This window comes from Roseovarius sp., from assembly GCF_048262375.1.
Taxonomy (GTDB): domain Bacteria; phylum Pseudomonadota; class Alphaproteobacteria; order Rhodobacterales; family Rhodobacteraceae; genus Roseovarius.
Genome location: NZ_JBLXFE010000017.1, coordinates 13,894 through 38,967 on the forward strand (window position 1 = coordinate 13,894; position 25,074 = coordinate 38,967).

Annotated in this window: 21 protein-coding genes and 1 tRNA gene; 16 read left to right on the forward strand and 6 right to left on the reverse strand. The window is 59.6% G+C overall.

What is annotated here, in order from left to right; translation table 11 throughout:
• Positions 1–87 precede the first annotated feature (87 nt).
• The 3 genes from ACN0SW_RS15715 to ACN0SW_RS15725 are packed head-to-tail and all read left to right on the forward strand — an operon-like array spanning position 88 to position 3,509.
• Positions 88–825 (forward strand): GNAT family N-acetyltransferase, encoded by a 738-nt coding sequence (locus ACN0SW_RS15715; RefSeq protein WP_417728875.1) that lies wholly within the window; start codon positions 88–90, stop codon positions 823–825.
• 41 nt (positions 826–866) lie between these two features.
• Positions 867–2,684: an ABC-F family ATP-binding cassette domain-containing protein gene (locus tag ACN0SW_RS15720; RefSeq protein WP_417728876.1), complete on the forward strand. Its 1,818-nt coding sequence runs from the start codon at positions 867–869 to the stop codon at positions 2,682–2,684.
• 42 nt (positions 2,685–2,726) lie between these two features.
• A complete protein-coding gene (locus ACN0SW_RS15725) occupies positions 2,727–3,509 on the forward strand; it encodes an ion channel (RefSeq protein ID WP_417728877.1) in 783 nt (260 codons plus the stop codon).
• Between the two features lie 7 nt (positions 3,510–3,516).
• Here the strand turns inward: ACN0SW_RS15725 and ACN0SW_RS15730 are convergent, their stop codons facing one another.
• The 4 genes from ACN0SW_RS15730 to ACN0SW_RS15745 all read right to left on the reverse strand — a co-directional run bounded on the left by ACN0SW_RS15730 (position 3,517) and on the right by ACN0SW_RS15745 (position 8,195).
• The gene (locus ACN0SW_RS15730) at positions 3,517–4,272 is read right to left on the reverse strand and encodes an SDR family NAD(P)-dependent oxidoreductase (protein ID WP_417728878.1); all 756 of its coding nucleotides are present in this window, start codon (positions 4,270–4,272) and stop codon (positions 3,517–3,519) included.
• Positions 4,273–4,389: 117 nt separating this feature from the next.
• The gene (locus tag ACN0SW_RS15735) at positions 4,390–5,448 is read right to left on the reverse strand and encodes an AbrB family transcriptional regulator (RefSeq protein WP_417728879.1); all 1,059 of its coding nucleotides are present in this window, start codon (positions 5,446–5,448) and stop codon (positions 4,390–4,392) included.
• Between the two features lie 42 nt (positions 5,449–5,490).
• Entirely contained in the window at positions 5,491–7,731 is a 2,241-nt protein-coding gene (locus ACN0SW_RS15740) for a molybdopterin cofactor-binding domain-containing protein (protein ID WP_417728880.1), read from the reverse strand.
• A gap of 2 nt (positions 7,732–7,733) precedes the next feature.
• Positions 7,734–8,195 carry a (2Fe-2S)-binding protein gene (locus ACN0SW_RS15745; RefSeq protein WP_417728881.1) on the reverse strand — a complete coding sequence of 154 codons (462 nt, stop codon included), beginning with the start codon at positions 8,193–8,195 and terminating at the stop codon, positions 7,734–7,736.
• A 114-nt stretch (positions 8,196–8,309) separates the two neighbouring features.
• Here ACN0SW_RS15745 and ACN0SW_RS15750 point away from each other — a divergent pair, with 114 nt between their 5' ends.
• The 11 genes from ACN0SW_RS15750 (at position 8,310) to ACN0SW_RS15800 (ending at position 18,496) form a co-directional block, all read left to right on the forward strand.
• Complete coding sequence (locus tag ACN0SW_RS15750) at positions 8,310–9,209, forward strand: hypothetical protein (protein WP_417728882.1); 900 nt, start codon at positions 8,310–8,312, stop codon at positions 9,207–9,209.
• Between the two features lie 65 nt (positions 9,210–9,274).
• A tRNA-Thr gene (locus ACN0SW_RS15755) sits at positions 9,275–9,350 on the forward strand.
• Positions 9,351–9,463: 113 nt separating this feature from the next.
• Positions 9,464–9,991 (forward strand): hypothetical protein, encoded by a 528-nt coding sequence (locus tag ACN0SW_RS15760; RefSeq protein ID WP_417728883.1) that lies wholly within the window; start codon positions 9,464–9,466, stop codon positions 9,989–9,991.
• A 90-nt stretch (positions 9,992–10,081) separates the two neighbouring features.
• Complete coding sequence (locus ACN0SW_RS15765) at positions 10,082–12,328, forward strand: molybdopterin-dependent oxidoreductase (RefSeq protein WP_417728884.1); 2,247 nt, start codon at positions 10,082–10,084, stop codon at positions 12,326–12,328.
• A 121-nt stretch (positions 12,329–12,449) separates the two neighbouring features.
• Positions 12,450–12,977 carry a 2,4'-dihydroxyacetophenone dioxygenase family protein gene (locus tag ACN0SW_RS15770; protein ID WP_417728885.1) on the forward strand — a complete coding sequence of 176 codons (528 nt, stop codon included), beginning with the start codon at positions 12,450–12,452 and terminating at the stop codon, positions 12,975–12,977.
• A gap of 143 nt (positions 12,978–13,120) precedes the next feature.
• Positions 13,121–13,642: a MarR family winged helix-turn-helix transcriptional regulator gene (locus ACN0SW_RS15775; RefSeq protein WP_417728886.1), complete on the forward strand. Its 522-nt coding sequence runs from the start codon at positions 13,121–13,123 to the stop codon at positions 13,640–13,642.
• An 85-nt stretch (positions 13,643–13,727) separates the two neighbouring features.
• Positions 13,728–14,960 carry an ABC transporter substrate-binding protein gene (locus tag ACN0SW_RS15780; protein WP_417728887.1) on the forward strand — a complete coding sequence of 411 codons (1,233 nt, stop codon included), beginning with the start codon at positions 13,728–13,730 and terminating at the stop codon, positions 14,958–14,960.
• A gap of 90 nt (positions 14,961–15,050) precedes the next feature.
• Entirely contained in the window at positions 15,051–15,923 is an 873-nt protein-coding gene (locus ACN0SW_RS15785; RefSeq protein WP_417728888.1) for a branched-chain amino acid ABC transporter permease, read from the forward strand.
• A 1-nt stretch (position 15,924) separates the two neighbouring features.
• Positions 15,925–17,046, forward strand: coding sequence for a branched-chain amino acid ABC transporter permease (locus ACN0SW_RS15790; RefSeq protein ID WP_417728889.1), 1,122 nt, complete (start codon positions 15,925–15,927; stop codon positions 17,044–17,046).
• Positions 17,043–17,789 carry an ABC transporter ATP-binding protein gene (locus tag ACN0SW_RS15795; RefSeq protein ID WP_417728890.1) on the forward strand — a complete coding sequence of 249 codons (747 nt, stop codon included), beginning with the start codon at positions 17,043–17,045 and terminating at the stop codon, positions 17,787–17,789. The genes ACN0SW_RS15790 and ACN0SW_RS15795 overlap by 4 nt, the downstream gene beginning before the upstream one ends.
• A complete protein-coding gene (locus ACN0SW_RS15800) occupies positions 17,786–18,496 on the forward strand; it encodes an ABC transporter ATP-binding protein (RefSeq protein ID WP_417728891.1) in 711 nt (236 codons plus the stop codon). Before ACN0SW_RS15795 ends, ACN0SW_RS15800 begins: the two co-directional genes overlap by 4 nt.
• Before the next feature lie 54 nt (positions 18,497–18,550).
• Here ACN0SW_RS15800 and ACN0SW_RS15805 read toward each other — a convergent pair whose 3' ends face one another.
• Positions 18,551–19,555: an NAD(P)H-quinone oxidoreductase gene (locus tag ACN0SW_RS15805; RefSeq protein ID WP_417728892.1), complete on the reverse strand. Its 1,005-nt coding sequence runs from the start codon at positions 19,553–19,555 to the stop codon at positions 18,551–18,553.
• Positions 19,556–19,658: 103 nt separating this feature from the next.
• Here ACN0SW_RS15805 and ACN0SW_RS15810 point away from each other — a divergent pair, with 103 nt between their 5' ends.
• Positions 19,659–20,627: a Gfo/Idh/MocA family protein gene (locus ACN0SW_RS15810; protein WP_417728893.1), complete on the forward strand. Its 969-nt coding sequence runs from the start codon at positions 19,659–19,661 to the stop codon at positions 20,625–20,627.
• Between the two features lie 2 nt (positions 20,628–20,629).
• Here the strand turns inward: ACN0SW_RS15810 and ACN0SW_RS15815 are convergent, their stop codons facing one another.
• Positions 20,630–21,931, reverse strand: a complete 1,302-nt coding sequence (locus tag ACN0SW_RS15815) for an amidase (protein ID WP_417728894.1) — start codon at positions 21,929–21,931, stop codon at positions 20,630–20,632.
• Positions 21,932–22,721: 790 nt separating this feature from the next.
• Between ACN0SW_RS15815 and ACN0SW_RS15820 the strand changes: the two genes are divergently transcribed.
• Positions 22,722–24,392: a Na/Pi cotransporter family protein gene (locus tag ACN0SW_RS15820; protein WP_417728895.1), complete on the forward strand. Its 1,671-nt coding sequence runs from the start codon at positions 22,722–22,724 to the stop codon at positions 24,390–24,392.
• The last annotated feature ends 682 nt before the right edge of the window (positions 24,393–25,074 follow it).

A 25,074-nucleotide genomic window follows, 5' to 3' on the forward strand; every position in this document is an offset into this window, starting at 1 on the left:
TGCGCCTGAGGGGGATCACACCCGCGTCATAACTTGCGTGCATGAACGGGCAGGATTAGGGTTGCGCTGTGCAATCGGGATTGCAGCATGCCAGAGCTTCGGGAACACCGCTACACGGCGCGAATTGGTCGCACGTCAGAGGATTGCCATGCAGCACAGCGCCTGCGCGCGCTGACGTTTCTTGGAGATGCGCGCGGGCTGGATCAGGACGCGTTCGACGATATCTGCACCCATATTCTCATCGAAGAGACCAGGACCGGTGATCTGGTCTGCTGCTTCAGGATGCTGTTGCTGACTGGCGGGGCTGAGATCGCTCAGAGTTATTCGGCGCAGTTCTACGAATTGTCGGCCTTGGCCGTGTTCGAGGGAAAGATGGCTGAATTGGGCCGGTTTTGCATCGCGCCGGGGCGACTTGATCCGGATATTCTGCGGATGGCTTGGGCGGCGATGACGCGGTTCGTGGATGACAACAGGGTCGAGATGCTGTTCGGTTGTTCGTCCTTTCACGGCACCGAGACCGAGACCTATGTTGATGCCTTTGCCATGTTGCGCGAGCGGCATCTGGCCCCGCAGCATTGGTGGCCGCGGGTCAAGGCCCCCAGCGTGTTTCGCTTTGGCCAGAGTCTGCGGTGGCACAAACCCGATCTGAAACTGGCAATGCGGCACATGCCGCCGCTTCTGCGCACCTATCTGATGATGGGAGGCTGGGTCAGCGATCATGCGGTGATCGACCGGAGCCTCAATACGTTACATGTTTTCACTGGCGTCGAGATCAGAGCGATTCCCGCCACGCGAAAGCGGTTGTTGCGGGCACTGGCAGGCTGACATCCCTTGACGGTGCCGGGGCGGCAGGATAGCCCGCGCACATGGCACGCGCACCCCTTTTACAACTCACCGACATTTCGCTCACCTTTGGCGGTGAGCCTGTGTTTCATAACCTCTCGCTCGTGGTGCCACCCGGTGACCGGGTGGCGCTTGTGGGGCGCAACGGGTCGGGAAAATCCACGCTGATGAAGGTGATGGCCGGCTTGGTTGAGCCGGATCGTGGCACACGGGTCGTCACGCCGGGGATTAGCGTAGGCTATATGGAGCAGGAACCCGACATGGCCGGGTTTGCCACGCTGGGGGACTATGCCGCGAGCGCGTTGGACGTGAGCGAGATGTACCGGGTCGAGATGGCTGGCGAGGGTCTGAAATTCGATCCTGCGCGGCCGGTCAGCACCGCCTCGGGGGGCGAGCGGCGACGCGCGGCCTTGGCCAAGCTGATGGCCGAGTCGCCCGATCTGATGCTGCTTGATGAGCCGACCAACCATCTTGATGTCGAGGCGATTGCCTGGCTGGAAACGGAGCTGCGTGAGACGCGCAAGGGATTCGTTCTGATCAGCCACGACCGCGCGTTTTTGCGTGAACTGACGCGTGCAACCCTCTGGATTGACAGGGGAATGACGCGGCGACAGGAAAAGGGATTCGAGCATTTCGAGACGTGGCGCGACAAGGTCTGGGAAGAAGAGGATCAGCAGCGCCACAAGCTCGACCGCAAGATCAAATCCGAAGCTCGCTGGGCGGTCGAAGGCATCAGCGCGCGGCGCAAGCGCAATCAGGGACGGGTACGCGCCCTGGCCGAACTGCGCGCCGAGCGCAGCAGTCAAATTCGGCGTCAGGGCACGGCGGCGATGGCGCTCGATTCGGGCCCGTCTTCTGGGCGCAAGGTGATTGAGGCTGTCGATATTTCAAAAGCTTACGGCGACAAGCTCATCTTGCAGAAATTCAGTATCAAGATTCTGCGCGGCGACCGTGTGGCCTTTGTCGGCCCCAATGGTGTGGGCAAGACGACGCTGCTCAAGATGCTGCTCAAGGAAATCGAACCTGACAGCGGCAGCGTGAGCCAAGGCACCAATCTGTTGCCAGCCGTATTTGATCAGGCGCGCGCCCAACTGGACCCGGAAATGAGTCTATGGGAGAGCCTGACTGGCGATGTTGATATGCGCGTCTCGGGGCAAGCCGATCAGGTTCTGGTGCGTGGCCAGCCGCGGCATGTGGTGGGCTATCTCAAGGATTTCCTGTTTGATGAGCGGCAGGTGCGTGCACCGGTCAAGTCCTTGTCCGGCGGTGAGAAAGCGCGGCTTTTGCTGGCCAAGCTGATGGCGCGCGAGAGCAATCTGCTGGTGCTCGACGAGCCCACGAATGATCTCGATATCGAGACGCTCGATCTCTTGCAGGAATTGCTTGACGATTACGATGGCACCGTCCTGCTGGTCAGCCATGACCGCGATTTTCTGGACCGGGTTGCGACCACCACCATCGCGATGGAGGGCGACGGGCGCGCCACAACCTATGCCGGGGGCTGGTCGGATTACCGGGCGCAGCGGACGGTGGAAGCCACCACTGATGTGGATAAAAAATCAGATAAAACAGAAGCTAAAAAGCCAGAATTAAAGCAATCAAAACCTGCTGCGACACGACTTAGCTTTACTGAAAAGCATCGGTTCGAAGAATTGCCAGGGGTGATCGAGCGGCTTGGCGCAGAGATTGCCAAGCTCGAAGAGCTGCTGGCCGATCCCGCGCTTTTCACTCGCGAGCCGGTGAAGTTCAAAAAAGCTACCGAAGCGCTGAGCACCCGTCAGCAAGCCCTGATGGATGCCGAAGAGGAGTGGCTGTCACTGGCGGAACGCGCCGAGGGCTGATTTCCGCTGTAGCCGGGACGGGATCAACGCTAGGCTGAGACCATGGCGACGACCAAGGCTGGCATCAAGACCCGAATTCGGCTTCTGTATCAGGGGCGCAGCACGCGTGCGACGCGGTTTCGTTACGCTCTGCTGATTTTTGACGCGCTGAGCATCTTTTTCTTTCTTGCGACAGCGCCTTTGCCACTCAGCCCGATGCTGATTCTGGCGGATATGCTGATTGCAACGCTGATTCTGGCGGACTTCATTTGCCGGCTCTGGCTTGCCGAGAATCGATTACGGCATCTTTGCCAGATCTTTGTGTGGGTTGATCTTGTGGTGATCGCCTCTTTGCTGGCGGTGCCGTTCATGGGGCAGGGATGGGCCGCCTTGCGTCTCTTGCGGGCGTTGCGGCTGCTGCATTCCTATCATCTGCTTCGGGATCTGCGACGCGATGTGCGAATATTCCGGCTGCATGAGGATGCGATTGTCGCGGCGGTGAATCTGCTGGTGTTCATCTTTACCATGACCGCGCTTGTGCTGCTGTTGCGCGGCGGTAAAGAGCCGGGGTTGGAGACCTATGTTGACGCGCTCTATTTCACGGTGACGACCCTGACCACCACCGGTTTTGGCGATATCATCATGACCAGCGGCGAGGGGCGTCTCTTGGCGGTGGGAATCATGGTGGTTGGCGTCGGCCTGTTTCTCGGGCTGGTGCGTGCGATCTTTATGCCCTCAAAGGTGCGCTATAAATGCGAGGGTTGCGGGCTGTTGAAACACGACCCCGACGCCATTCATTGCAAGCATTGTGGCCGCGAATTACAGATCGAGACCGAGGGCGCCTGACGGCGCCTTACTGCATGCGCAGCGCCCCGTCGAGGCGGATCACCTCGCCGTTGAGATAGCCGCATTCAATGATGAACCGGGCGAGGGCGCCATATTCCGCGGGATCGCCAAGGCGCTTGGGGCAGGTGACCTCGGCGGCAAGCGTGTCTTGCACGTCTTGTGGCAGGCCGCGCAGCATCGGGGTGGCAAAGATCCCCGGTGCGATGGCCATCACGCGGATTCCCTCGCGGGCCAGATCGCGCGCCATCGGCAGCGAGAGGCCGACGATCCCGCCCTTTGACGCGGCATAGGCGGCCTGACCCTTTTGTCCGTCAAAGGCAGCAATCGAGGCGGTGTTGATGATCACGCCGCGTGCGCCATCGCTGTCCGGTGTGTTGCTGGCCATTTCCGCCGCTGCCAGACGGGCCACGTTGAACGTGCCCACGAGATTGATATCGAGCGTGCGGCGAAAGGCGTCGAGCGGGTGCGGGCCATCGCGACCCAGCACCTTGGCGCCGGTGGCGATGCCCGCGCAATTGACCGCCGCAGTGATCCGGCCCATGGCGGATTTGGCACTTGCGATGGCTGAGGCGACCGAGGCCTCATCGGTCACGTCGGTTTGCGCAAAATGCGCGCCGATGTCTTCGGCCACGGCCTGACCCCGGTCTGCATCGCGGTCGAGCAGCGTTACCTGTGCTCCCATCTCGCGGAAATGCCGGGCGGTCGCCTCGCCAAGGCCCGAGGCCCCGCCGGTGATGATCGCGGCTGTATCCTGAATGCGCATGCTGCCCTCCCGAGGTTAAATGAACATACGTTCAAATATCGATTGCCATCTGTTCTGTCAAAGCCTCTCTCAGGCAGTGGGGCGTTTCTTCGGGGCTCAAACACTCAAATTCACTGCTCACCTCCGGCGCTGGCGCTGGCGCAGACGGGTGACAACCCCAAGCGTCAATACCGTGAGCACGATACGGTAGATGTGGTGGAGGGTGACAAAGGCCGGATTGGCGTTCAGGCTGAGCGCCACAAGCGCCATTTCGGTGACGCCGCCGGGGGCAAGGGTGATCAAGAGCACATCCACCGCCTCGCCTGTCGCTATGTGCAGCAAGAACGCCAGCAACACCCCGAGCGTCAGCATCGCCCCGACTGAGGTCATGGCGAGCGCCGCCCCGCGCAGCAAGAGGCCGCGACTGAGCCCGGTGAACCGCATGCCAAGCGTCGTGCCAAGCACGATTTGCGCCATGTTTACAAGCCATTGTGGAATATCAAAGCTGAGCCAGCCGGTCAGCGACAGCGCCGCCGCAAGCGCCATGGGCCCGGTCATCTGACCGGCGGGCAGGCGCAGCACATGACCCAGCCCCAGTCCGCCCAGACCCGCCAGCACGATCAGGGGCAGGTCCGACCAAGGCACTTCGGCGCGGGCAAGCGTCATGCCGCCGGAACTGCCGACCGGAGCGCCCAACCAGAGCGAGAGGCCAAGCGGCACCGCTGTCACCACCACGATGATGCGCAGGAATTGCTGCATCATCAGCCGGGTCATGTCGGCACCGGCGGCCTCGCCCATCTCGATGCTTTCATAAAGACCTCCGGGGGTGCTGGCATAGAATGCCGTGGTGCTGTCATACCCGCCGATCTGGCGAAAGATGGCATAGCCTGTGGCATGTGCCAGACCGACAAAAACTGTGACTGCAGCGAAGGTTAGCAGATAATGATGGGCCTCGGTAAAGAGCGCGGGCGTGACCTGTGACCCGATCATCAATCCGATGATGGCGATAAACATCAATCTTAGTTTTTGAGGAAAGCGATAGCCTGTGGGCAAGCGCTCGGGCAGGGCGGTCGCGATGAGTGCAGAGCTTGCCAATGGGCCCAGCATGAACGGCAGGGGCAAGCCGATGGCTTGGCCCAGAAAACCTGAAAAGCCTGAGAGCGCCAGAAGCGCGAGGGTGGTTGCGTGGATTGGCATGACGCCTGTTCAAGCACCAGGCGCAGGCAGGGGCAAGGGGGGTCAGAGAAAGGTCACGAATTTATCGAACGGCATTTCGCGCAGGCGTTGGCCGGTGGCGGCAAAGATCGCATTGGCCAGCGCCGGGGCGGCGGGGGGCACCGGTGGCTCTCCGATGCCTCTGATTTTGGGGCCGTTTTCCAGACCGCGCACGATGATTTCGGGGCATTGATAGAGGCGAAGGCTTTGGAATGTATCGAAATTCTGTTGCGCCGCCACGCCATCTGCATAGGTGATTTGCGCATGTATCGCATGTCCCAGACCAAAGATCACGCCGCCTTTGACGAGCCCCTCAAAGTTGACAGGATCAATGATTCGGCCCACCTCGGCGGCGACAAAGACGCGGTCGAGCCGCAGGCCGTCTTGGGTGTCGGTCACGTCGATCACTTGGGCGCAGGGCACGCCGAAGGACAGGCAAAAGGCCAGACCCCGGCCTTGGCCGGGGGCAGGCGGGCCGCCCCAGTTCGACATCTCGCCCACCGCTTCCAGCACCTTGCGGGAGGGGGCGTGGTTGCACAGGCGCAGGCGCTCGGCCAAGGGATCGGCCCCTGCGGCGTGGATCAGCTCGTCGAACAGGCTCTCATGAAAAAACCCGTTTGAGGACGCCCCGACCGAGCGCCAGGACGAGATCGGCATCAGCTCCGGCGCGCGGTAGCCGGTGACGCGATAATCTGGAATATCAAAGGGTTGATCCCAGGCCCCGGCCACGATTTGCAGATCCGGCCCCGGAGTTGGAATGCCCTGACGCCCCATCTGCGAGGCGAGGATTGACGGCATGGCGATACCGAGGTCATAGGCCGCGACCTGTCCATCCACCACGCGCCCTCGCCCCCGCGCCATGGCAATCTGGCGGGGAAAATCGTGGGTCATGTCCTCTTCACGGGAATACGTCAGTTTCACCGGCCTGCCGGGCAATTCCATCGCGATGCGGGTGGCGTGGCGTGTCACCTCATCTTCGAGCCGGTGGCCAAAGCTGCCGCCGATCATCTGGGCGTGAACGTGAATGGCGCTGACCTCGAGGTTTGTAAGGTTTGCCACGTTGTTTTGTACAAAACGCGGCACCTGCGTTCCGGTCCAGATATCGACGCGCTCGGGCATGTAGAGCACGGTGGCGTTGAGCGGCTCCAAGGGCGCATGCGCGAGGTAGGGCGCGCGGTATTCGACCTCAAGATCGGCGCCGTTCTTGAGAGCGGAGTCCACATCGCCCTCGTTGCGGAATTGGCTGTCGCGCCGGTCGTGGGTGAAGCTGTCGGCGAGGGTCTGCCAATGGGCATCCATCTTGGGGGGATAGGGGGCGGGGCCCCAGTCAACGGTGATGGCTGCAACCGCCTGCATGGCGCGCCATGTGGTGTCGGCGATGACCGCAACGCCGTCGGGCAATTCGACCACCTTGATCACGCCGCGCATGGCGCGGGCCTCGGTCGCGTCATGGCTGAGGCGTGTGCCGCCAATCGCCGGGTTGAGGCGCAGCGCGGCATAGGCCATGTCGGGCAGGGTTACGTCGATGCCATAGGTCTGCGTGCCGGTGGATTTGGCGGAAATGTCGATTCGCTGCATCGGTTGGCCGATCAAGCGCCAGTCCGACGGGGCACGCAAGGTCACGTCGGTGATGGGATCGGTGCGGGCCGCCTCGGCGGCAAGGCTCTGATAGCTGAGGCGGGTGCCATCGGGCAGGATCACCGCGCCGTGTTCGGTGCGCAGGTCCGCGCGCGCAACACCGTGCAGCCGGGCGGCGGTCGCCTTGAGCGTTTCACGCGCCACCGCCCCGGCATGGCGGAGTTTGTCAAAGCCATCCGGTACAGTGGTGGAGCCGCCGGTGATCTGCAGGCCCAGAAACTTTACCGGGGCATCGGCAAGGCTGCGGGTGGTTTCGGCCAGCCAGCTGTCATCGGTGGCACGGAAGGGCACAGCATCGCCCGACAGGGCAGTGTTGTAATAGGCGGGGCTGGGAGGGCCGGGGTCGGTTTCGATCTGGTCGAGATCCACATCGAGCTCCTCGGCGATCAATGCGGCCTGCACCGAGGTGGCCCCTTGGCCCTTGTCGGCGCGCGGCGTGATTAGGGTGATCGTGTCGGCGGTTATCAGCACATAAGGGGTAAGCGCCGCCGCCCCTTGGGGCAGGTGATCCAACAGGGGATTGGCATAGGGTGTCTTGTAGCGCCAGACGCCAAAGGCCACGCCCCCTGCGATGGCGACAGAGCCGGCAAGGAAACTGCGGCGGGCGATGGTTTTTGCGCGCCCCATGATCAGGTGCCTTTCAGGCTGCGCGCGGCGGTTTTCACCGCCTCGCGGATCCGCGGGTAGGTGCCGCATCGGCAGAGGTTGCCAGACATGGCCTCGTCAATCTCGGTGTCGGAGGGATCGGGAGTGTCGGATAAAAGGCTGACGGCCTGCATGATCTGGCCAGACTGGCAATAGCCGCATTGCGCCACCTGATGCGCGATCCATGCCGCCTGAACGGGATGCGGCGCATCGGGCGTGCCCAGCCCCTCGATGGTGGTCACAGCCCCCCAGACATCGCCCACGGTCACCTGACAGGAACGGGTGGCGATCCCGTCGATATGCACCGTGCAGGCACCGCATTGGCCAATGCCGCAGCCGTATTTCGAACCCGTGAGCCCCAGCACATCGCGCAGCGCCCACAGGAGCGGCATGTCGGGTTCGAGATCTTCGAGAGCATGGTCGATTCCGTTGACGGTGAGTTGCACGCGCAGCCCTTTTTGCAGCCTCTAGGGGAGAATAATAAACTGAACGGTTCACTTGTCCAGATGGCATGGCAATTGCTGTTTCACTCGGGCGTAAAGACCGTATAGTGGGGGGCAATGATCCAAGAGGCCGGGAAACGGATGCAGGTTGTCATTCACGCAGGCGCCCATCACACCGACGAGGACAGGCTGATCAATTGCCTGTTCGCAAATCGCAAGATGTTGGCCGACCATGGCACCAATGTGCCCGATCCGCAGCGCTATCGCCGTCTTGTGCGGGATATTCTGCATCAGGCGCAGGATACTGGTCTGGCGCCGGATGCGCGCGACATATTGGTCGATGCGATCAGCAACGAAGGGGCGGTGGATCGCCTTGTGCTGTCCAATCCGGGATTTTTTGGGACGCCCAAGATGGCGGTGGGCGGCGGTGTGTTCTATGGGGCGGCCGAACATCGGCTCAATCTCTTTCGACAACTGTTTCCGGATGATCATCTCGAACTTTTCATCGGGGTGGTCAGTCCCGCAACTTTTCTGCCTCCGCTGCTCAAGCAGACGGAATTCGATACCGTCGAGGCTCTGTTGCGGGGGTATGAGGCGATCCATCTGCGCTGGTCCGAGTTGATCACGCGCGTTCGCACCCATCACCCCGACATTCCTGTCACAGTCTGGTGCAACGAGGATACGCCCCTGATCTGGAGCCAGGTGGTGCGCGAATTGGCCGGGATCGACCCCACGGTGCAATTCGAGGGTGAATTCAGCCTGATCCAAGAAATCATGACCCCGACGGGACAGGAGCGGTTTCGCAGCTATCTGGCCTCACGCCCCGGTCTGACCGAGGTGCAGAAACGTCGCGTTGTGGCCGCGTTCCTTGGTAAATTCGCCGATGAGGCCGCCATTGAGGAAGAACTGGACGTGCCCGGCTGGACCGATGCGGTGGTGGGTACGCTGACCGAGCTCTATGACGAGGACATGTTTGCGATAGAGCGGTTGGAAGGTGTGCAGGTCATTACCCCCTGAACGGGCGCGATCGGGTGAGAATTTCGCTTGCAGTGCCGGAGCAGCTTGGCTAATCAGGCGCCCAAGCCCCTATAGCTCAGCTGGTAGAGCAACTGATTTGTAATCAGTAGGTCCGCGGTTCGAGTCCGTGTGGGGGCACCATTGGATTTCTCAGATACCTAAGTTTCGTTGGCTTTCAGGCTCTTAGCTCCTCGCGATGTTGCGATTTCGCACACATTATCGCACACAGGACGCTCATATTCACAGCCATCACAATGAAACTCAAGCACCTCACCGCCCTCAAGAACGGCTCAATCAAGTTCCGCAGAAGGTTCCCTATCGACGTCTATCAGGCGTCCGGGAAACAGTTCTTCGCGATCACGATGAAGAACTCGGACGCGGCGACTGTCAATTTCCACAAGGAATATGAAGCGCTGATGCGCGAGTGGCAGTCCTTGGTTGACACCTATAGGGCGCGAAAGGGTTCCGAGGTTAGGTCACTCGAAGAACGATACAGGGACGCCCTTAGGCAACGCACAGAGTTTCTGACCGGGGTGACGGGTCCCGAAGAAAGCGAGGCGCGCGACCTCATGCTCGAACAGATGGGACCGACGCTGGCCCCTTTGGTCCGTAGCGTCCTGAACCTCCGATTACCTCGATCGCGAAGCATCCACATTTCGTGCATCGGGGCCTATCCGGCGCATGAGTTCCCAACCTCTCAATCTCTGGAAATAGATAGCGAAAACAGGGAAGTCGGTTATGGGGCTGGAAGGGGTAGGAATGGGCAGGAATGGGCAGGTTAGCGGTTTTGGTTCTGAAACTCTGCACTTTCGCGGGCATATGACTTATGCTTCACCTAGCCAGAGTGCTGAATCATCAAACGAGAGGGTCCGATGGCCGAGGGATTCACAAGAAAGACGGGCGTAACGTCAAGCCATTGGGGGGCGTTCGAGGTCGATGTCGAGGGCAATCGCATCGTTGCGACCCGCCCGTTTTCGCAAGATCCCCACCCCACGTCGATCCCGGATATCCTGCCTGCGGCGGTCCATCACCATACCCGGGTTCTGCGCCCCTCCATTCGGCGCGGCTGGCTAGAGGGCGGCGACCGCAAGGGGCGGGGGGCCGATAGCTTTGTAGAACTGCCTTGGGATGAGGCGCTTGATATTGCAGCGACCGAGATCGACCGGGTGCGCACCCGCCATGGCAACGAAGCGATGTTCGGCGGCTCTTACGGCTGGAGCTCGGCCGGGCGATTTCACCATGCACAAAGTCAGGTCCATCGGTTCTTGAATACGATTGGCGGCTATGTGGCCTCGTTTGGAAGCTATTCCACCGGCTGCGCTCAGGCGATCATGCCGCATGTCTTTGGCGTGAACTTTCTTAACCTTGTCTATGAGCATCAGGACAGCTGGCAAACGCTTTGCGATCATACCGAAACTCTGGTCATGTTCGGGGGGATCAACCCAAAGAACGCTCAGGTGAGCATGGGCGGCATCACCGAACACGATACGGCGGGATGGTTTGACAGGTTCGCGCAAAAGGGCATGCGCTGTATCAATATCGGGCCGCAACGCACGGATGCACCAGACGGGTGTGAGTGGCTTGCCCTGCGCCCGGCTTCGGACACCGCGCTGATGCTGGCCTTGGCATATGTGCTTGAGGATGAGGCGTTGACCGACAAGGCGTTCCTGTCGCGCTGCACGGTCGGGTTTGAACAGTTTCGCCCCTACCTGATGGGGCAGGTGGACGGCCATCCCAAAACGCCGGACTGGGCAAGCCCGCTGTGCGGGGTGGACGCAGAGACCATCCGGACCCTTGCACGCCGTATGGCGCGCACCCGTACGCTGATTACCGTGGCGTGGTCGCTGCAACGGGGCCAGCATGGTGAACAGCCCTATTGGATGTCCGCCGTGTTGGCCGCGATGCTGGGTCAGATCGGGCTGCCGGGGGGTGGGGTCGGCTATGGCTACGGCGCTATTGGCGGGGTCGGAAAATCCCTGATGGGGCTCAGGGGTATGACGTTCTCACAACATCAAAACCCGGTCGGCACGGTGATCCCGGTGGCGCGGATCGGGGACATGCTGCGCAGTCCCGGGCAGCTTTATGATTTCAACGGCAAACGCGCGCCATACCCGGATATCAGGCTGATCTATTGGGCCGGTGGCAATCCGTTCCACCATCATCAGGACCTCAACAGCCTGCATGACGCGTGGCAAAAGCCCGAGACGATCATTGTCAACGAGCCGTGGTGGACTGCGACCGCCAAGCGCGCCGATATCGTATTTCCTGCGACAACCCCCTATGAGCGCGAAGATATCGGGCGCTCGAACCTCGACGACTATCTGTTCTACATGCCGCAGCTGATTCCGCCCGTGGGCGAGGCTCGTGATGATTACGACATCTTCACAGGGCTGGCGCGCCGCCTTGGATGTGAAGATGCCTATACCGAAGGCCGCAGGGCGCAAGAGTGGATAGAGCATCTTTACTCGGACTATCGGCGCAGCGCTGCCGAGCAGGGGGTGGAGCTTCCCGAGCTTGAAACTCTGAAAGAGCGGAACTGGGTCCGGCTGCCTATCCAGATTGAAGGGCCAAACCGAACCCTGTTCGCGCCGTTTCGCGAAGATCCGGACGGCGCGCCACTGGCAACGCCATCCGGCAAGATCGAAATCTTTTCCCAGACGATTGCAGGTTTCGGATATGACGATTGTCGCGGCCATCCGGTCTGGCTTCCGCCAGACGAATGGCTTGGTACGGCAAGCGCGGCTTCTCCGTTGCATCTCGTGTCACCACAGCCGGGCGACAAGTTGCACAGCCAGATGGAAAGCGCGCTTGCGGATGTTCCGGGCGCGCGGCCGGTCGAGATCGTGATTCATCCCGACACGGCCTCACAGCGGGGCATCCAGAGCGGCGACCTCGTGCGCGTCTTTAATGCGCGAGGCGCATGCCGGGCGCGCGCTCGGGTTTCAGAGGATATCGGGCCGGGTGTAGTGGCCTTGCCAACGGGGGCTTGGTTTGGAGATCCCGGCCTTAACATTGATCCGCATGGGAATCCCAATGTCCTGACCCTTGATGTTGGCACCTCGCGGCTGGGGCAGGGGTGCAGCGCGCACACCGCCTTGGTTGAGGTGGCACGCCTCTAGCCGGGGGAGACGGTCAAAGACGCTGGAAACGGGCGGTGAAAAATGCTTTCATGACGCCGAGACTGGATATCGCGCGTGGCTTTCATTCTAAGTATCGCGCCGCCCCCATCGGAAAGTGACAATGAACAAGACCCTCGATATGCGCGCCATACCCTATCAAAAGCCGCAGCCGACTGCGATGATCCCGGATGTGCTAGTCGGTGGTGCATTGGATCTTGACGCAAATCCCGAGAGCTGGATTCCGCAGGCCGAAAACGTCTGGTTCCGCCCGCTGCTGCTGAATGTGTCGGCTGGTTACTATGTCAATCTACTCAAGGTCCGCAAATCGGGAATCCTGTCGCGCCATCGCCATTCCGGACCCGTTCATGCCTTTACGCTGCGCGGGGAATGGCATTATCTCGAGCATGACTGGGTGGCCCGGCCCGGCGACTATGCCTTTGAACCGCCGGGAGAAACCCACACCCTGATCGTGCCCGAAGGCGTTGAGGAAATGGTCACGCTGTTTCACGTCACCGGCGGATATACCTATGTCGATCCCGAAGGCAACGCGCTTGGCTATGAGGATGTTTTCACGAAACTCGACAAGGTGATCGAGCATTACGAGGCCTGCGGACTCGAGCGCAGCGGGGTTGACGCGCTGTTGCGCTGAACCGGCCAAACCGACCGATATCGGCGCGGGATATCTTGGAGACAGTCGTGCGCCCGGCCGCAGGCGACGGGGTTGTTTTGTCTCGACTCTGAGCCTGATTTTAATACCATTTGGTACTCTTAACGAATCATGTGGTTTTTAGAATGAACATGTCGTCCGGTCAGGATTTTCAAGACGGAACAGCACCGCTTGAGCAACGGTTGATGCATCTTCTGGCCTGCAACGCGCTGGAAGAGATGTGGAGTTCCTTCTATCTTTCCAACATATTCCTGTTTCCGATCTATGCGCGATTTGAAGCCGAATATCAGATCACGCGGCCGGAATTCGTGACCCTGTATTGCCTTCACCACCTCGGGCCACTCATCGCGCAAGAGGTCTCGGAATTGGCCGGTTTGCCTAAGAATTCGATAAGCAGGGGCGTGAAAAGGCTACTGTCCAAGGGGCTGATCGAAATGTCGCGCGACAGCGAAGATCGTCGGCGCAACAACCTGAAAATGTCGGCTGAGGGACAGGGTCTTTTTGATACTCTGGTCGATTCGGCCAAGTGTCGACGCGCCAAGCTGATTGAACCGCTGACGTCGGCTGAACGGGCGATGCTGCACGAGTTGCTGATGAAGTTGTCCCGCGGGGCGCGCGCGCGGTTGCAGGATGAGACCGGGTTCTAAGGAGGCTTGACGGTTGATTTGTTTTCGAGGATCGTACCACCTGGAACGATAGGCGCGATAAGCGTCATCAACAGAGGAGGAAGATATGAGGAAACATTTGAAGAGAACGGTATTCGCTGCGACCGCGCTTGGTTTTGCGACCGCATTCACCTTGCCGCAACAAGCGGTGGCGGCCGATGATATTCCGGTCGGCATCTTGTTGCCATTGTCGGGCTCGGTTGCCCCAATCGGTATCAACAACCGCCGTGGACACGAGCTTGCGATCGAGGAGATCAATGCCGACGGCGGGATCAAGTCGCTCGGCGGGGCCAAGCTGGTGATGGTGGACGGTGATACGCAAGGCAACCCGAATGTGGGGATTTCCGAGGTCGAGAAACTGGCGCAACGGGGAGTTGTTGCGATCATGGGCGCCTATCAATCTGGCGTGACCTTTCCCACCACCCAGATGTCCGAGCGCCTTGGCGTGCCGTTCATTGATCCGGTCGCAATTGCGGACTCGATCACAGAGGGCCGTGGTTTCAAATATACATTCAAGGTTTCGCCGCTGGCCTCTTGGTATGCGCGTGACCAAATCCGCTTTGTCATTGACGCCTCGACCGCCGCAGGCTCGCCTGCCAAGAGTATCGTTCTGTTGCATGAGGATACGCTGTTCGGCACCTCAACCGCAGAAGGGCAAATCGCAGCGGCCAAGGAATTCGGGCTCGAAGTGTTGGCGGATATTTCCTATGGCAAAGATACGCCTGACATGACGTCGACCGTGGCGCAGATCAAGCATTTGAACCCGGATGCACTGTTGATGGTGTCCTATATCAACGACGCGGTTCTGGTCACCAAGACCATGAAAGAACTGGATGTGAACATTCCGATTATTGGCACATCTGCGGGCCATATCGACCCGGCCTATATCTCGAACCTGGGTGCGGATGCCGATCTCACCCTTACGGTCGGAGAGTGGAATACAGACCTTTCTAAAACCGGGGTCGCGGAGGTGGCGAAACGCTTTGAAGAAAAGTTCGGCGTTCCCATGAATGGCCATGCCGCCGAAACCTACATGTCGACAATGGTTCTGCGCGCCGCTCTTGAAAAGACCGGGTCCACCGACCGCGACGCGCTGCGCGACGCGATCGCCGAAACCGAGATCTGCGGCGATGCGAACATCCTGCCCTATGACTGCATCCGTTTCGGTGAAAGCGGCCAGTCGCCCGAGGCGCAGCTGATCGTGCTTCAGATCATCGACGGCAAGCACCAGACGGTGTGGCCTGCGGATGTGGCGGCGCAAAGCCCGGTCTGGCCCGTGCCAGCCTGGAGTGATCGCTGAGACGACCTGACGGCTTAAAACCAAGCACGGCGCGCCCAACGAGGGGCGCGCCACGTCTGATCCGGATCTTTCCAGTGGTGGGGAACCTATATGTATGAGGTCTATCTTCAGGCCCTGATCAGCGGATTGCTGATAGGGGGGGTCTATGCACTTGTGGCTGTCGGCCTGACGTTGATTTTCGGTGTCATGGACATCATCAATTTTGCGCATGGTGAGTTCCTGATGTTCGGGATGTATTCGGCGTTTTTTGCCTCGGTCTTGCTGGGCATTGATCCCTACATCATCATTCCGATCGCTCTACCGTTGTTTTTCGGGGTGGGCTGGTTTGTGCATGGCATCCTGATCCGGCCTGTGGTCGGAAAGAGTCACGCCATCCAAATCCTGCTGACGCTTGGTCTGTCGCTCTTCATGCAGGCCCTGGCGCAGTTTCTGTTCTCTGCCGATTTCCAGAGCCTTCAACTTGATTACGGTTCGTCCACCTTTGAGCTATTAGGCGCACGTGTCAGCTATACCAAGCTGGCGGCCTTTGTGATCTCGGTCGGTATGTGCGGTGCGCTCTGGATGTTTCTTCAGGGCACCGATACTGGCAAGGCTCTGCGCGCCTGCGCGGAAGAACACGAAGGCGCTCAGGCTGTCGGTATCGACCTCAACCGGATGTACAAGGTCGCCTTTGGCCTCGGCATTGCCTGTGTGGCTATCGCGGGCATCGCGATGACACCGTTTTTCTATGTCGCGCCGCTGGTCGGGCCAAAGTTTACGCTGGTGGCCTTTGTGATCGTGGTTCTTGGTGGTCTCGGTAATATTCCGGGTGCGGTCGCCGGGGCGCTGATCGTGGGGGTGGTTGAGAGCGTTGGCGCGCTGGTCATGCCCTCGCCCTCGCTCAAGGACCTCGCGGTTTACGTTTTGTTCATCATGGTACTGCTCTTCCGGCCCCAGGGTCTATTCGGCGGAAAGGGGGCCTGAAATGATACGCTTGCGTGACCATTGGTTCTATCTGCTCGTTCTGGCCGGTCTTCTGGTTCTGCCGTTGTTTACCGACTCGGATGCCATCAAGGCGGTGATGCCGAGCGGTCTGACCGGATCAGCCCTGTTGCACGTCTTTATCCTGATGTTCTTTTTCGCCTTCATGAGCCAGAGCTGGAACATCATCGGCGGCTTTGCCGGGCAACTGTCGATTGGCCATGCCGCCTTTTTCGGGATAGGGGCCTATACATCGACGATCTGCTATATCCATCTCGGGCTGTCGCCTTGGCTTGGCATGGTCGTGGCTGCCGGCTTTACCGCCATGATCGGGGCCGTGCTGGGCTTGATCAGCTTTCACTACGGGCTCAGGGGGCCATTCTTTACGCTGGTGACGGTCGCCTTCGCCGAGATCACCCGCCTGATTCTGCTGCATTGGGAATTTGTCGGCGCGGCGAATGGCATTCTGTTGCCCTATTCGCGTGACGCCAGTTTCTGGGATTTTCAGTTCAACGGCAAAGAGCCCTATTATTACATCGCCTTGCTGATGATGTTGTGCTCGATTGCCCTTGTGGCCTGGATGGCGCGCTCGCGCTTTGGCTATTACCTGCATGCGATCCGCCAAGACGAGGATGCCGCCGAGGCGGTGGGCGTGCCCACCAAACGCTGCAAGATTCAGGCGATCGCGCTTTCTGCGGCCCTCGCCGGGTTGGGCGGGACGTTTTACGCGCAATACACCCAGTATATCGTGCCCGATGATATGGTCGTCGGACGGGTCTCTGTCGAGATTCTGCTTGGCACGGTGATCGGTGGTGCGGGCACGATCATGGGCCCCATCGTCGGTGCCTTCATCCTGATCCCTGTCGGTGAGGCGACCCGCGTGATCTTTGAGGGCGGCGGTACTGGAATATCGCTGACCACGCTCATTCAGAGCGATGTCGGGCTGGCCGAGAAATTTTCCGGCTATCTCGCCTATCTGATGGGCGGCGGCGGCGGCGGTCTTGCTGTCTTGCTGTACGGTATTTTGCTGATTGCCGTGGTCCTGGGCATGCCGGGTGGCGTCTTGCCCTGGTTAACCAGAAAGCGGAAGAGCTTTGCCAACTCTGACAAGAAGGGTGGATCATGAGCTTGTTCGAAGCCAGACAGGTAACCAAGAGGTTCGGTGGTTTGACAGCGGTCAACGCTGTGGATTTCAATGTCGAGCAGGGCGAGATTGTCGGCCTGATCGGACCGAATGGCGCTGGAAAGACGACGTTTTTCAACGTGATTTCGGGGTTCATGAAGCCAGACGAGGGCGATGTGCGCTTTCTGGGCGAAAGCATCGTAGGCCACAAACCGTCCGATATCTGTAAACGCGGCATGACGCGCACCTTTCAGATCGTCAAACCTTTTCCGGAAATGACCGTCACGGACAACATCCTTGTGGGGGCGTTCAACCATCACCGTGATGCCGCCACGGCCAATAAGAAGGCGCGAGAAGTGATGGAACTGGTCGGTCTCGGCACGCAATCCGAAAAGCTGGGCCGCGAACTTACTGTGGCGGGGCGCAAGCGTGTGGAGCTTGCCAAGGCGCTGGCGACCGAGCCAAAGCTGATGCTGCTTGATGAAGTCATGGCAGGGTTAACGCCCTCCGAGGTGACCGGCATGATCGAAGTGCTCGGCCGGGTGCGCGATTCCGGTGTCACGATGGTGATCGTCGAGCATGTGATGCAGGTCATCATGAACCTGTCCGACCGGATTTATGTATTGCACCACGGCGAAGCCATCGCCGAGGGCTCACCAAAATCCATCACCAGTGATCCGAGAGTCATGGAAGCCTATCTCGGCGAAAGTTTTGTCGCAGAGGCTGGAGGAGAGCACGCAACATGAGCATGCTGGAGATTGATAGCATTCATACAGGCTATGGCGATGTGCCGATTTTGCATGGTCTCAGCCTCAAGATCGACGAGGGCATGATTGGGGCCGTGGTCGGCGCGAACGGTGCGGGCAAGACCACGACCATGCGTGCGGTTGCCGGAATGTTACCTTGTTGGAAGGGCGAGATCCGCCTTGCAGGCGAGCGTATTGATCAGCTTTCACCGGGACGACGGGTCGATGCCGGCGTTATTCTTGTGCCTGAAGGGCGCAAGCTTTTCCCATCAATGACGGTGCGCGAAAACCTGGAACTTGGCTCGCTGCATCCAAAGGCGAAGGCCGCGCGTGCCAAGACACTCGATCAGGTTTTCGAGATTTTCCCCCGCCTCAAAGAGCGCGAGTCTCAGAAGACCGGCACGCTCTCGGGCGGCGAGCAGCAGATGTGCGCGATCGGGCGCGGCCTGATGGGACTGCCCAAACTGCTGATGCTGGATGAACCCTCGCTTGGTCTGGCACCGATCATCGTCGAAACGATCTTTGATATCGTGCGCCGCATCCGCAAAGAGGGCGTGACGGTTCTGATGGTCGAGCAGAACGTGCGTCATGCGCTTGCCCTGTCTGATCAGGCCTGGGTGCTGGAACATGGGCGGATCGAATTCGGCGGAAAAGGCCGGGAGCTTTTGGCCGATGATCGGGTGAAACGCGCCTATCTGGGGATGTGATGGCCCTGCGGGGCGCCAATTGTCGCCCCGCAGTCCTTGTGCATCGCTTTGGCTTTACTGACAGTCGAGCATGATTTTCCCGATATGTTTGCTCGAATCCATCAAGGCATGGGCATCGCATGTCTTTTCCAGCGGGAAGGTTTCATAGATCAGTGGCTTGACCTTGCCTGATTCAAGCAGCGGCCAGACATGCGTGTGCAAGGCCTGCGCGATTGCCGCCTTCTGTTCCACACTGCGCGGGCGCAAGGTGGAACCGGTCAGCGTCAGCCGCTTGAGCATCATCGGCAAAAAGTCGAATTCCATTTTCGACGGTTTCTGAAATGCGATCTGAACCAGACGCCCTTCGATCGCCAAAGCCTCGATGTCGCGGGGGATATAATCGCCCCCGACCATGTCGAGGATCAGATCGACGCCCTTGCCGTCGGTCAACTCTTTGACGACCGAGACATAATCTTCGTCGCGGTAATTGATCGCCCGCTCGGCACCAAGATCAAGACAGGCCTGCGCCTTTTCGGAATTGCCGACAGTGGTGAAAATCCGCGCGCCAAATTCCCGTGCAAGCTGGATCGCGGTGGTCCCGATCCCGCTGGAACCGCCATGGATCAGAATGGTCTCGCCTGCTTTCAGTCCGCCGCGCTCGAACACATTGGTCCAGACGGTGAAATAATTCTCGGGCAGGGCGGCAGCTTCGAGCAGGCTCAGCCCTTTGGGAACCGGCAGGCATTGAAGGCTGGGCGCGACACAATACTGGGCATAGCCCCCGCCGCCGACAAGGGCACAAACCTTGTCACCCAGCTGCAAATCGCTCACCCCATCCCCGAGCGCGACCACTTCACCGGCGATTTCAAGTCCGGGAACCGGCGAGGCACCCGGTGGCGGATTATAGTTTCCCTCGCGCTGCATGACGTCGGGGCGGTTCACACCCGCGGCCGCGACCTTGATCAAAACCTCACCTGCGGCAGGCCGTGGAAGAGGGCCGCGCGCGGGCACCAGAGCATCTGGTCCGCCAAAGCTGGGCAGGTCGATATAGGTCATTTCGTCAGGCAGGCTACCGGTCATCAGATTGTCTCCTGTTATCTGGGTAGAGGGCCGAATTTTTGTTCGATTATCGTGGGTTAACTGTTATACATAAGGCATGTTGAAGCAAGGTCTAAGGTGGAAAATGGGCAAGGTTTTCAGGGTGGGAATCATCGGGTTGGGAGTGATCGGACGCCGGATGCTCGACAACATGCCCGCGCAGGGGCGACTTGTGGTTGCGGCGGGCTGGGACAGCGATAAAACGGTCTGCGAGATGGCCCAAAAGGAGTACCCATGGCTGTCGCTTGCGGCCAGTGCAGAGGCGATGATCAGCGATCCCGCTATTGATCTGATCTATATCGGTGTGCCGCCCCGTGCGCATGGCCTTTATGCCCGCGCCGCGATCAAGGCCGGAAAAGCGGTATTTTGCGAAAAGCCGCTTGGTGTCGATCTCGCTGACAGCGCGGCGCTTGTCGCATTTGCCGCCGAGCATTCGGCCCGTCAAGCGATCAACCTCTCGCTGGCTGCCGCGCGCGGGGTTCAACATATGCGCAAAGCAATCGCCAATAACGATATGGGCCGGATTTCAGGGGCCGAAATTCGCCTGCATTTTTCCCAATGGCCGCGCGGCTGGCAGGCAAACGCCACGTGGCTCGCCCGGCGCGAAGAGGGTGGATTTGTGCGAGAGGTCGCAACCCATTTCCTGTATCTCGCTGAAACCTTGCTGGGCAGCGGGCGGCTTGTCTCATCGGGCGTGCGCTATCCCGATGAAGCCGGCGCGGCGGAAATCCTTGCCTTGGCCGAGCTTGAATGTGAGGGCGTTCCGGTCACGCTTGCCGGAACGGTTGGCGGGGCCGGGCCCGACCTCATAGAATTCACGGTCTGGGGCGACAAGATATCGTTTCGCTTGACCGATTTCTATCGGCTGTGGTCGACGCAAGGCGGCGAATGGCAACAGGTTTTCCCCGCGATCGAGAACTTGGCGCGTGATGCCTATATGCTTCAGTTGGACGAGCTGGTGCTGATGCTCGAAGGCAAATCCCATGTTTTGCCGGGCTTTCAGGCCGCGTTCGATGTGCAGGCCCATGTCGAGGCAATCCTTGCAGAGCGGTGAATTCAGACCGGTGAAACCCCAAGGCCAAGTCCAAGCCGCTCTGCGATGACGCCAACATCATCCAAAAACGCCGCGTCGCCGTTGCGCGGACCAACAAGCTGAATCCCGACAGGAAGTCCGGTCGGGCCGGTCGCGCTTGGCAATGTGGCGCAGGGACCAAGCATCAGTGTCCATGTCCGGTTGAACAGCGGGTCGCCCGTGGCCGCAAGGCCATGCGGGGCCTCGCCGGGTGCGGCGGGGGTCAGAATGAGGTCAACCTCCTGAAACAAGCCCTCAAGCACGCGCCGACATGCGGCGGCGGTTTTCTCCGCCTCGGCAAGAACGCTGTCAGAAATGCTGTCCCCATAGGCAAGCACTTGGACAAGTTGCGGTGACAAGGCTCCGCGGTGGTCTGCCCATTCTTGCGCAAGGGCCACCCGCGCGCCCCGTGAAAAGACGATGTTCTGACATTCTACCAAGGTGTTGAAGGCCTCGGGCAAGACCGGCTCTGTCACCGAAATGCCCGCATGTCTGAGTGTTGCGGCAGCGGATTCGACTGCCGTGCGGCTTTCGGCGCGTGCCTCGTGCCATTGCGCGCTGCGGACCATGGCCACCTTCGGCAGGCGCGTGCGCCGGGGGGCGGGGGCGTGTCCGGACTGAACCGAAAACCACAGTGCGGCATCGCGCACCGACCGGGTGAAACAGCCAAGTGAATCAAGGGAAGAGGCCAGTGGTTTCACACCTGTGAGCTCAAGCAGGCCCTGCGTTGCCTTGAATCCGACCGTGCCGCAAAAGGCCGCCGGGCGGATGACTGAACCGACGGTCTGTGTGCCAAGCGCGATCGGGGCCATGCCCGAGGCCACCGCCGCCGCAGAGCCGCTTGAGGATCCGCCGGGCGTGTGCGCGTAATTATGGGGATTGTGCGTCTTGCCCGGACGGAAGGTCGCGAACTCGGTTGTCACGGTCTTACCCATGATAACGGCCCCGGCCGCACGCAGCGCGCTGACACAGTTTGCATCCGCAGCGGGGCGGTGGCCGCTGTAGATCAAGGAGCCATAGCCGGTTGGCATCTCGGCGGTATCAATGATGTCCTTGATCGCCACCGGCACGCCATGCAGCGGGCCCTTGGCGGGGGCGGCGTCGCAGGCGCGGGCCGCCGCGAGCGCCATGTTGGGGTCAAGAAATTCCCAAGCCGCAATCGACGGATCACGCTCGGCTATCCGTTCAAGACAGGCCCGCATCAGGGCTTCGCTGGTGGTGGCACCGGTCCGCACCAACTGTGCCATCGCGGTTGCGTCATACGCCCACAAATTTTCTGACACCATAATTTCCCCTTGTTTAACAATATAATGCAGGGCATTGTTAAAGCTTCTTTGAACGCAGTCGTGCCGCAGTTTAGGTCAAATGCCCTGAGGCGTGTCTTGGCAGCAAGACCATAATCCGCGTCCCACATAGCACGAGGCGCAGCGGGTCGCTGCGAAAAAATGGGGGCTGCGCGACCCGCGTCGCGGGCTTGTTGGTAAATGCACCGGTGACAAGGTCAAAAGGCTCGGACGTCTACTTGGTTGCTGCGCCGAAAGGACAGGGTTTTACACGCATGGTCATACGCTTGACAGGTCCAGTCATGCACGTCACGCCCTGCAATGCCAACGGGTGTGACCCGTCTGATACTGTGCACCGGCACCCGAGCGGTGTCAGAAATAACCACATCGGCCCTTCAGTCGGAGCGTGGCGTTTCAATGAGTTATAAATTGTAATAATACATGAATAACAACATGATGTGGATCACTCTTCAGGTTCTGAAATCGCTCATTATGGCGGGCCGGGCGTATTTGTAGCGGTCGAACCTGAGCCAACCTGATCCATTTCGCTGTCTCAGAACGCGCTCCGAGATGATCCGCCCGGCAATGATCTGATCAACACAATCGTGACTGCAACGTTATCATAAGCGCGTTAGCAATGGGCCGATCAGGGGGGCAAAGGCCCGACACGCTCAATCGACGATATTGCACGAACGGGTATTTAGGATCATGAAGGCATGTAGTTTTACCCGGTTCGGCCTTTTTTGACGTTTCAGGGCGCGTCGGGCGGGATCAATTCACTGGAAAGGCCATCGTGCAACAACCCAATATTCTTCTCTTCATTCTCCAAGTGGCTGGCGCGGCTTCGCTGCTCATTTGGTCCGTGCGTCTTGTGCGGACCGGGGTGGAACGTGGGTTCTCCGTGCAATTACGGCAATGGCTTCGCCGGTCGTCCAAGAGCCGACTCTTGGCGATGTCCACCGGAACCGGGACGGCTATTTTCCTGCAAAGTTCGACCGCTGTCGCGATCATGGTGTCGAATTTCGTATCCAAGGGCAGTATTTCCACTCTGGTCGGGCTCGCAATTTTGCTGGGCGCGGATCTGGGTTCGGCGATTGTCGCGCAGTTGCTCTTGGTCCGGCAGACGTTTTTGGTACCGTTGCTCTTGGTGGTCGGTGTCGCCCTGTTTTTACGCAGTGAGCATGGGCGCACGCGCAAAATGGGCCGTATACTGATAGGGCTATCGCTCATTTTCGTATCTCTGGACATGATCCGCAGTGCGGCAACCCCCCTGATCGACAGTCCCGGCACTGTTGCGGCCATGCAGTATCTTGGCAACGATCTTATGGCGGCATTCGCAATCGGGGCGGTCTTTGCGTGGGCGGTGCATTCCAGCGTTGCGGCGATCTTGCTGTTTGTGACCCTTGTGGCGCAGGGCTTGCTGCCCGCGACAGGGGCGGCAGCGATGGTGCTTGGCGCCAATCTCGGTGGTGCATTCATCGCCTATATTCTGACGCTGTCGTCGCCCGTTCCCGCCCGTCAGATGGTGGTGGCAAACCTTGTGCTTCGCGGCGGTGGCGCGGCTGTGGTGCTGATCATGTTTTCGCGTCTGGATGATCCTCTGTCATGGCTCGGGACCAGCCCGAGCCAGCAGACGATTAACCTTCACCTCGCGTTCAATTTTTGCTTGGCGCTGGTGGCGATGCCCTTTCTTGGTCCGTTCGCGCGGTTGGCGGAAACCTTCTTGCCGGACCGGCCTGACCCTCTTGCTGAAATGGAGGGGGCCACTGCGCTTGAAACAACCGCCATTGATAATCCTCGCAGTGCGCTGACCGCTTCAGCGCGCGAAGTTCTGCACATCGGCGAGATGATCGAAACGATGTTGCGCGCAACCGGGCCGCTGTTTCACCGATGGGATGATGGAACGGCAGACGCGATCAGAAAGAAGGACGCTCAGGTCAAGAATAGACATCAAAAGCTGAAACTCTTCCTTGCACAGATGAACCGTGGTGGGCTCGATGAGGACAACAGTCGAAAATTACATGAACTTGCCAACATAGCGGCCAATCTTGAGGCCGCGTCTGACTCGATTTCCCGTAATCTGACCGACCTGGCCAGAAGGTTGAACGCAGAAGGGGTGACGTTTTCTGAACAGGGTAGCCAAGAGATCAGCGATTTTCATGACCGCGTCCTGACCAATGTGCAACTTGGCCTCAATGTCCTCATGACACAGAATCCGGATGCAGCCCGCGAGCTTGTCGCGGCAAAGGAGAAAGTTCGTTCGGTTGAACAAAACCTCCAACGCGAGCACCTTGGGCGGTTGCGGCAGGGATTGGTCGAAAGCATCGAGACAAGCAGCATTCACCAAGAAACGTTGAGAGTGCTCAAGCAGATCAACACCTCGTTCTCTATAATCGGTTACCCAATCCTGTCTGAGACAGGGGATTTGCTGGCAAGCAGGCTGGCACGTGAAGACGTCAAATAATTGCACTGTCTGATAAAAAAGTGGCGTGCGGGGCATAACGGCTGACATGGCGGTCAGAACGGCCTCATGTCCGAGCGAACTCCGGGTTTGCAGGGCGCGGGGTCACTATGGGTGATCAGTGGCGCGTGTGCAGGTCAGACAGGGGGGGCATGCAGAGGGCAGCATCGGCCGGGGTGATTCAGACAGTGCCGCGCAGGTGGCGCAAAAAGCACGCCGGGATCGCAGATTCAGCGTGTCTCGTGAACATGTTACGGCTTGGAAACCAATTGTTACATCAAGAGCGAGATGTTGCCGACGTGGTTTTGCAAGGGTTTCGGGCGGCATTCCCCCGCCTCACACAAGGCGCAGCGGTACTGTTTTGGCAGAGAATGCGCAAGATGATCTGCGGCACTCTGCCGGGGCGGTTCGTGTGACGTCATCCTGAAAACTGGCCCTGATGCCATCCTTGGTCAGAGGGCTGCGGCCGTAAATCCCAGTTTCCGGGCGGCGATTGAGGGCGCAATGCCTCTGGCAGCTCCTTTAATCGTTGCATAGCAAGCTGTTTTAAAACCATTTTTTGTCAATCATTGCGAAAAATATCCGCAACCGGATATGAAATCCCGCACGGGCAGAGAACGTAACGATGCGTCGCATGGGTCTCGGCGTCCACCGCCATGTCCGCCGCGGTTTGGGAGAGGCAAAG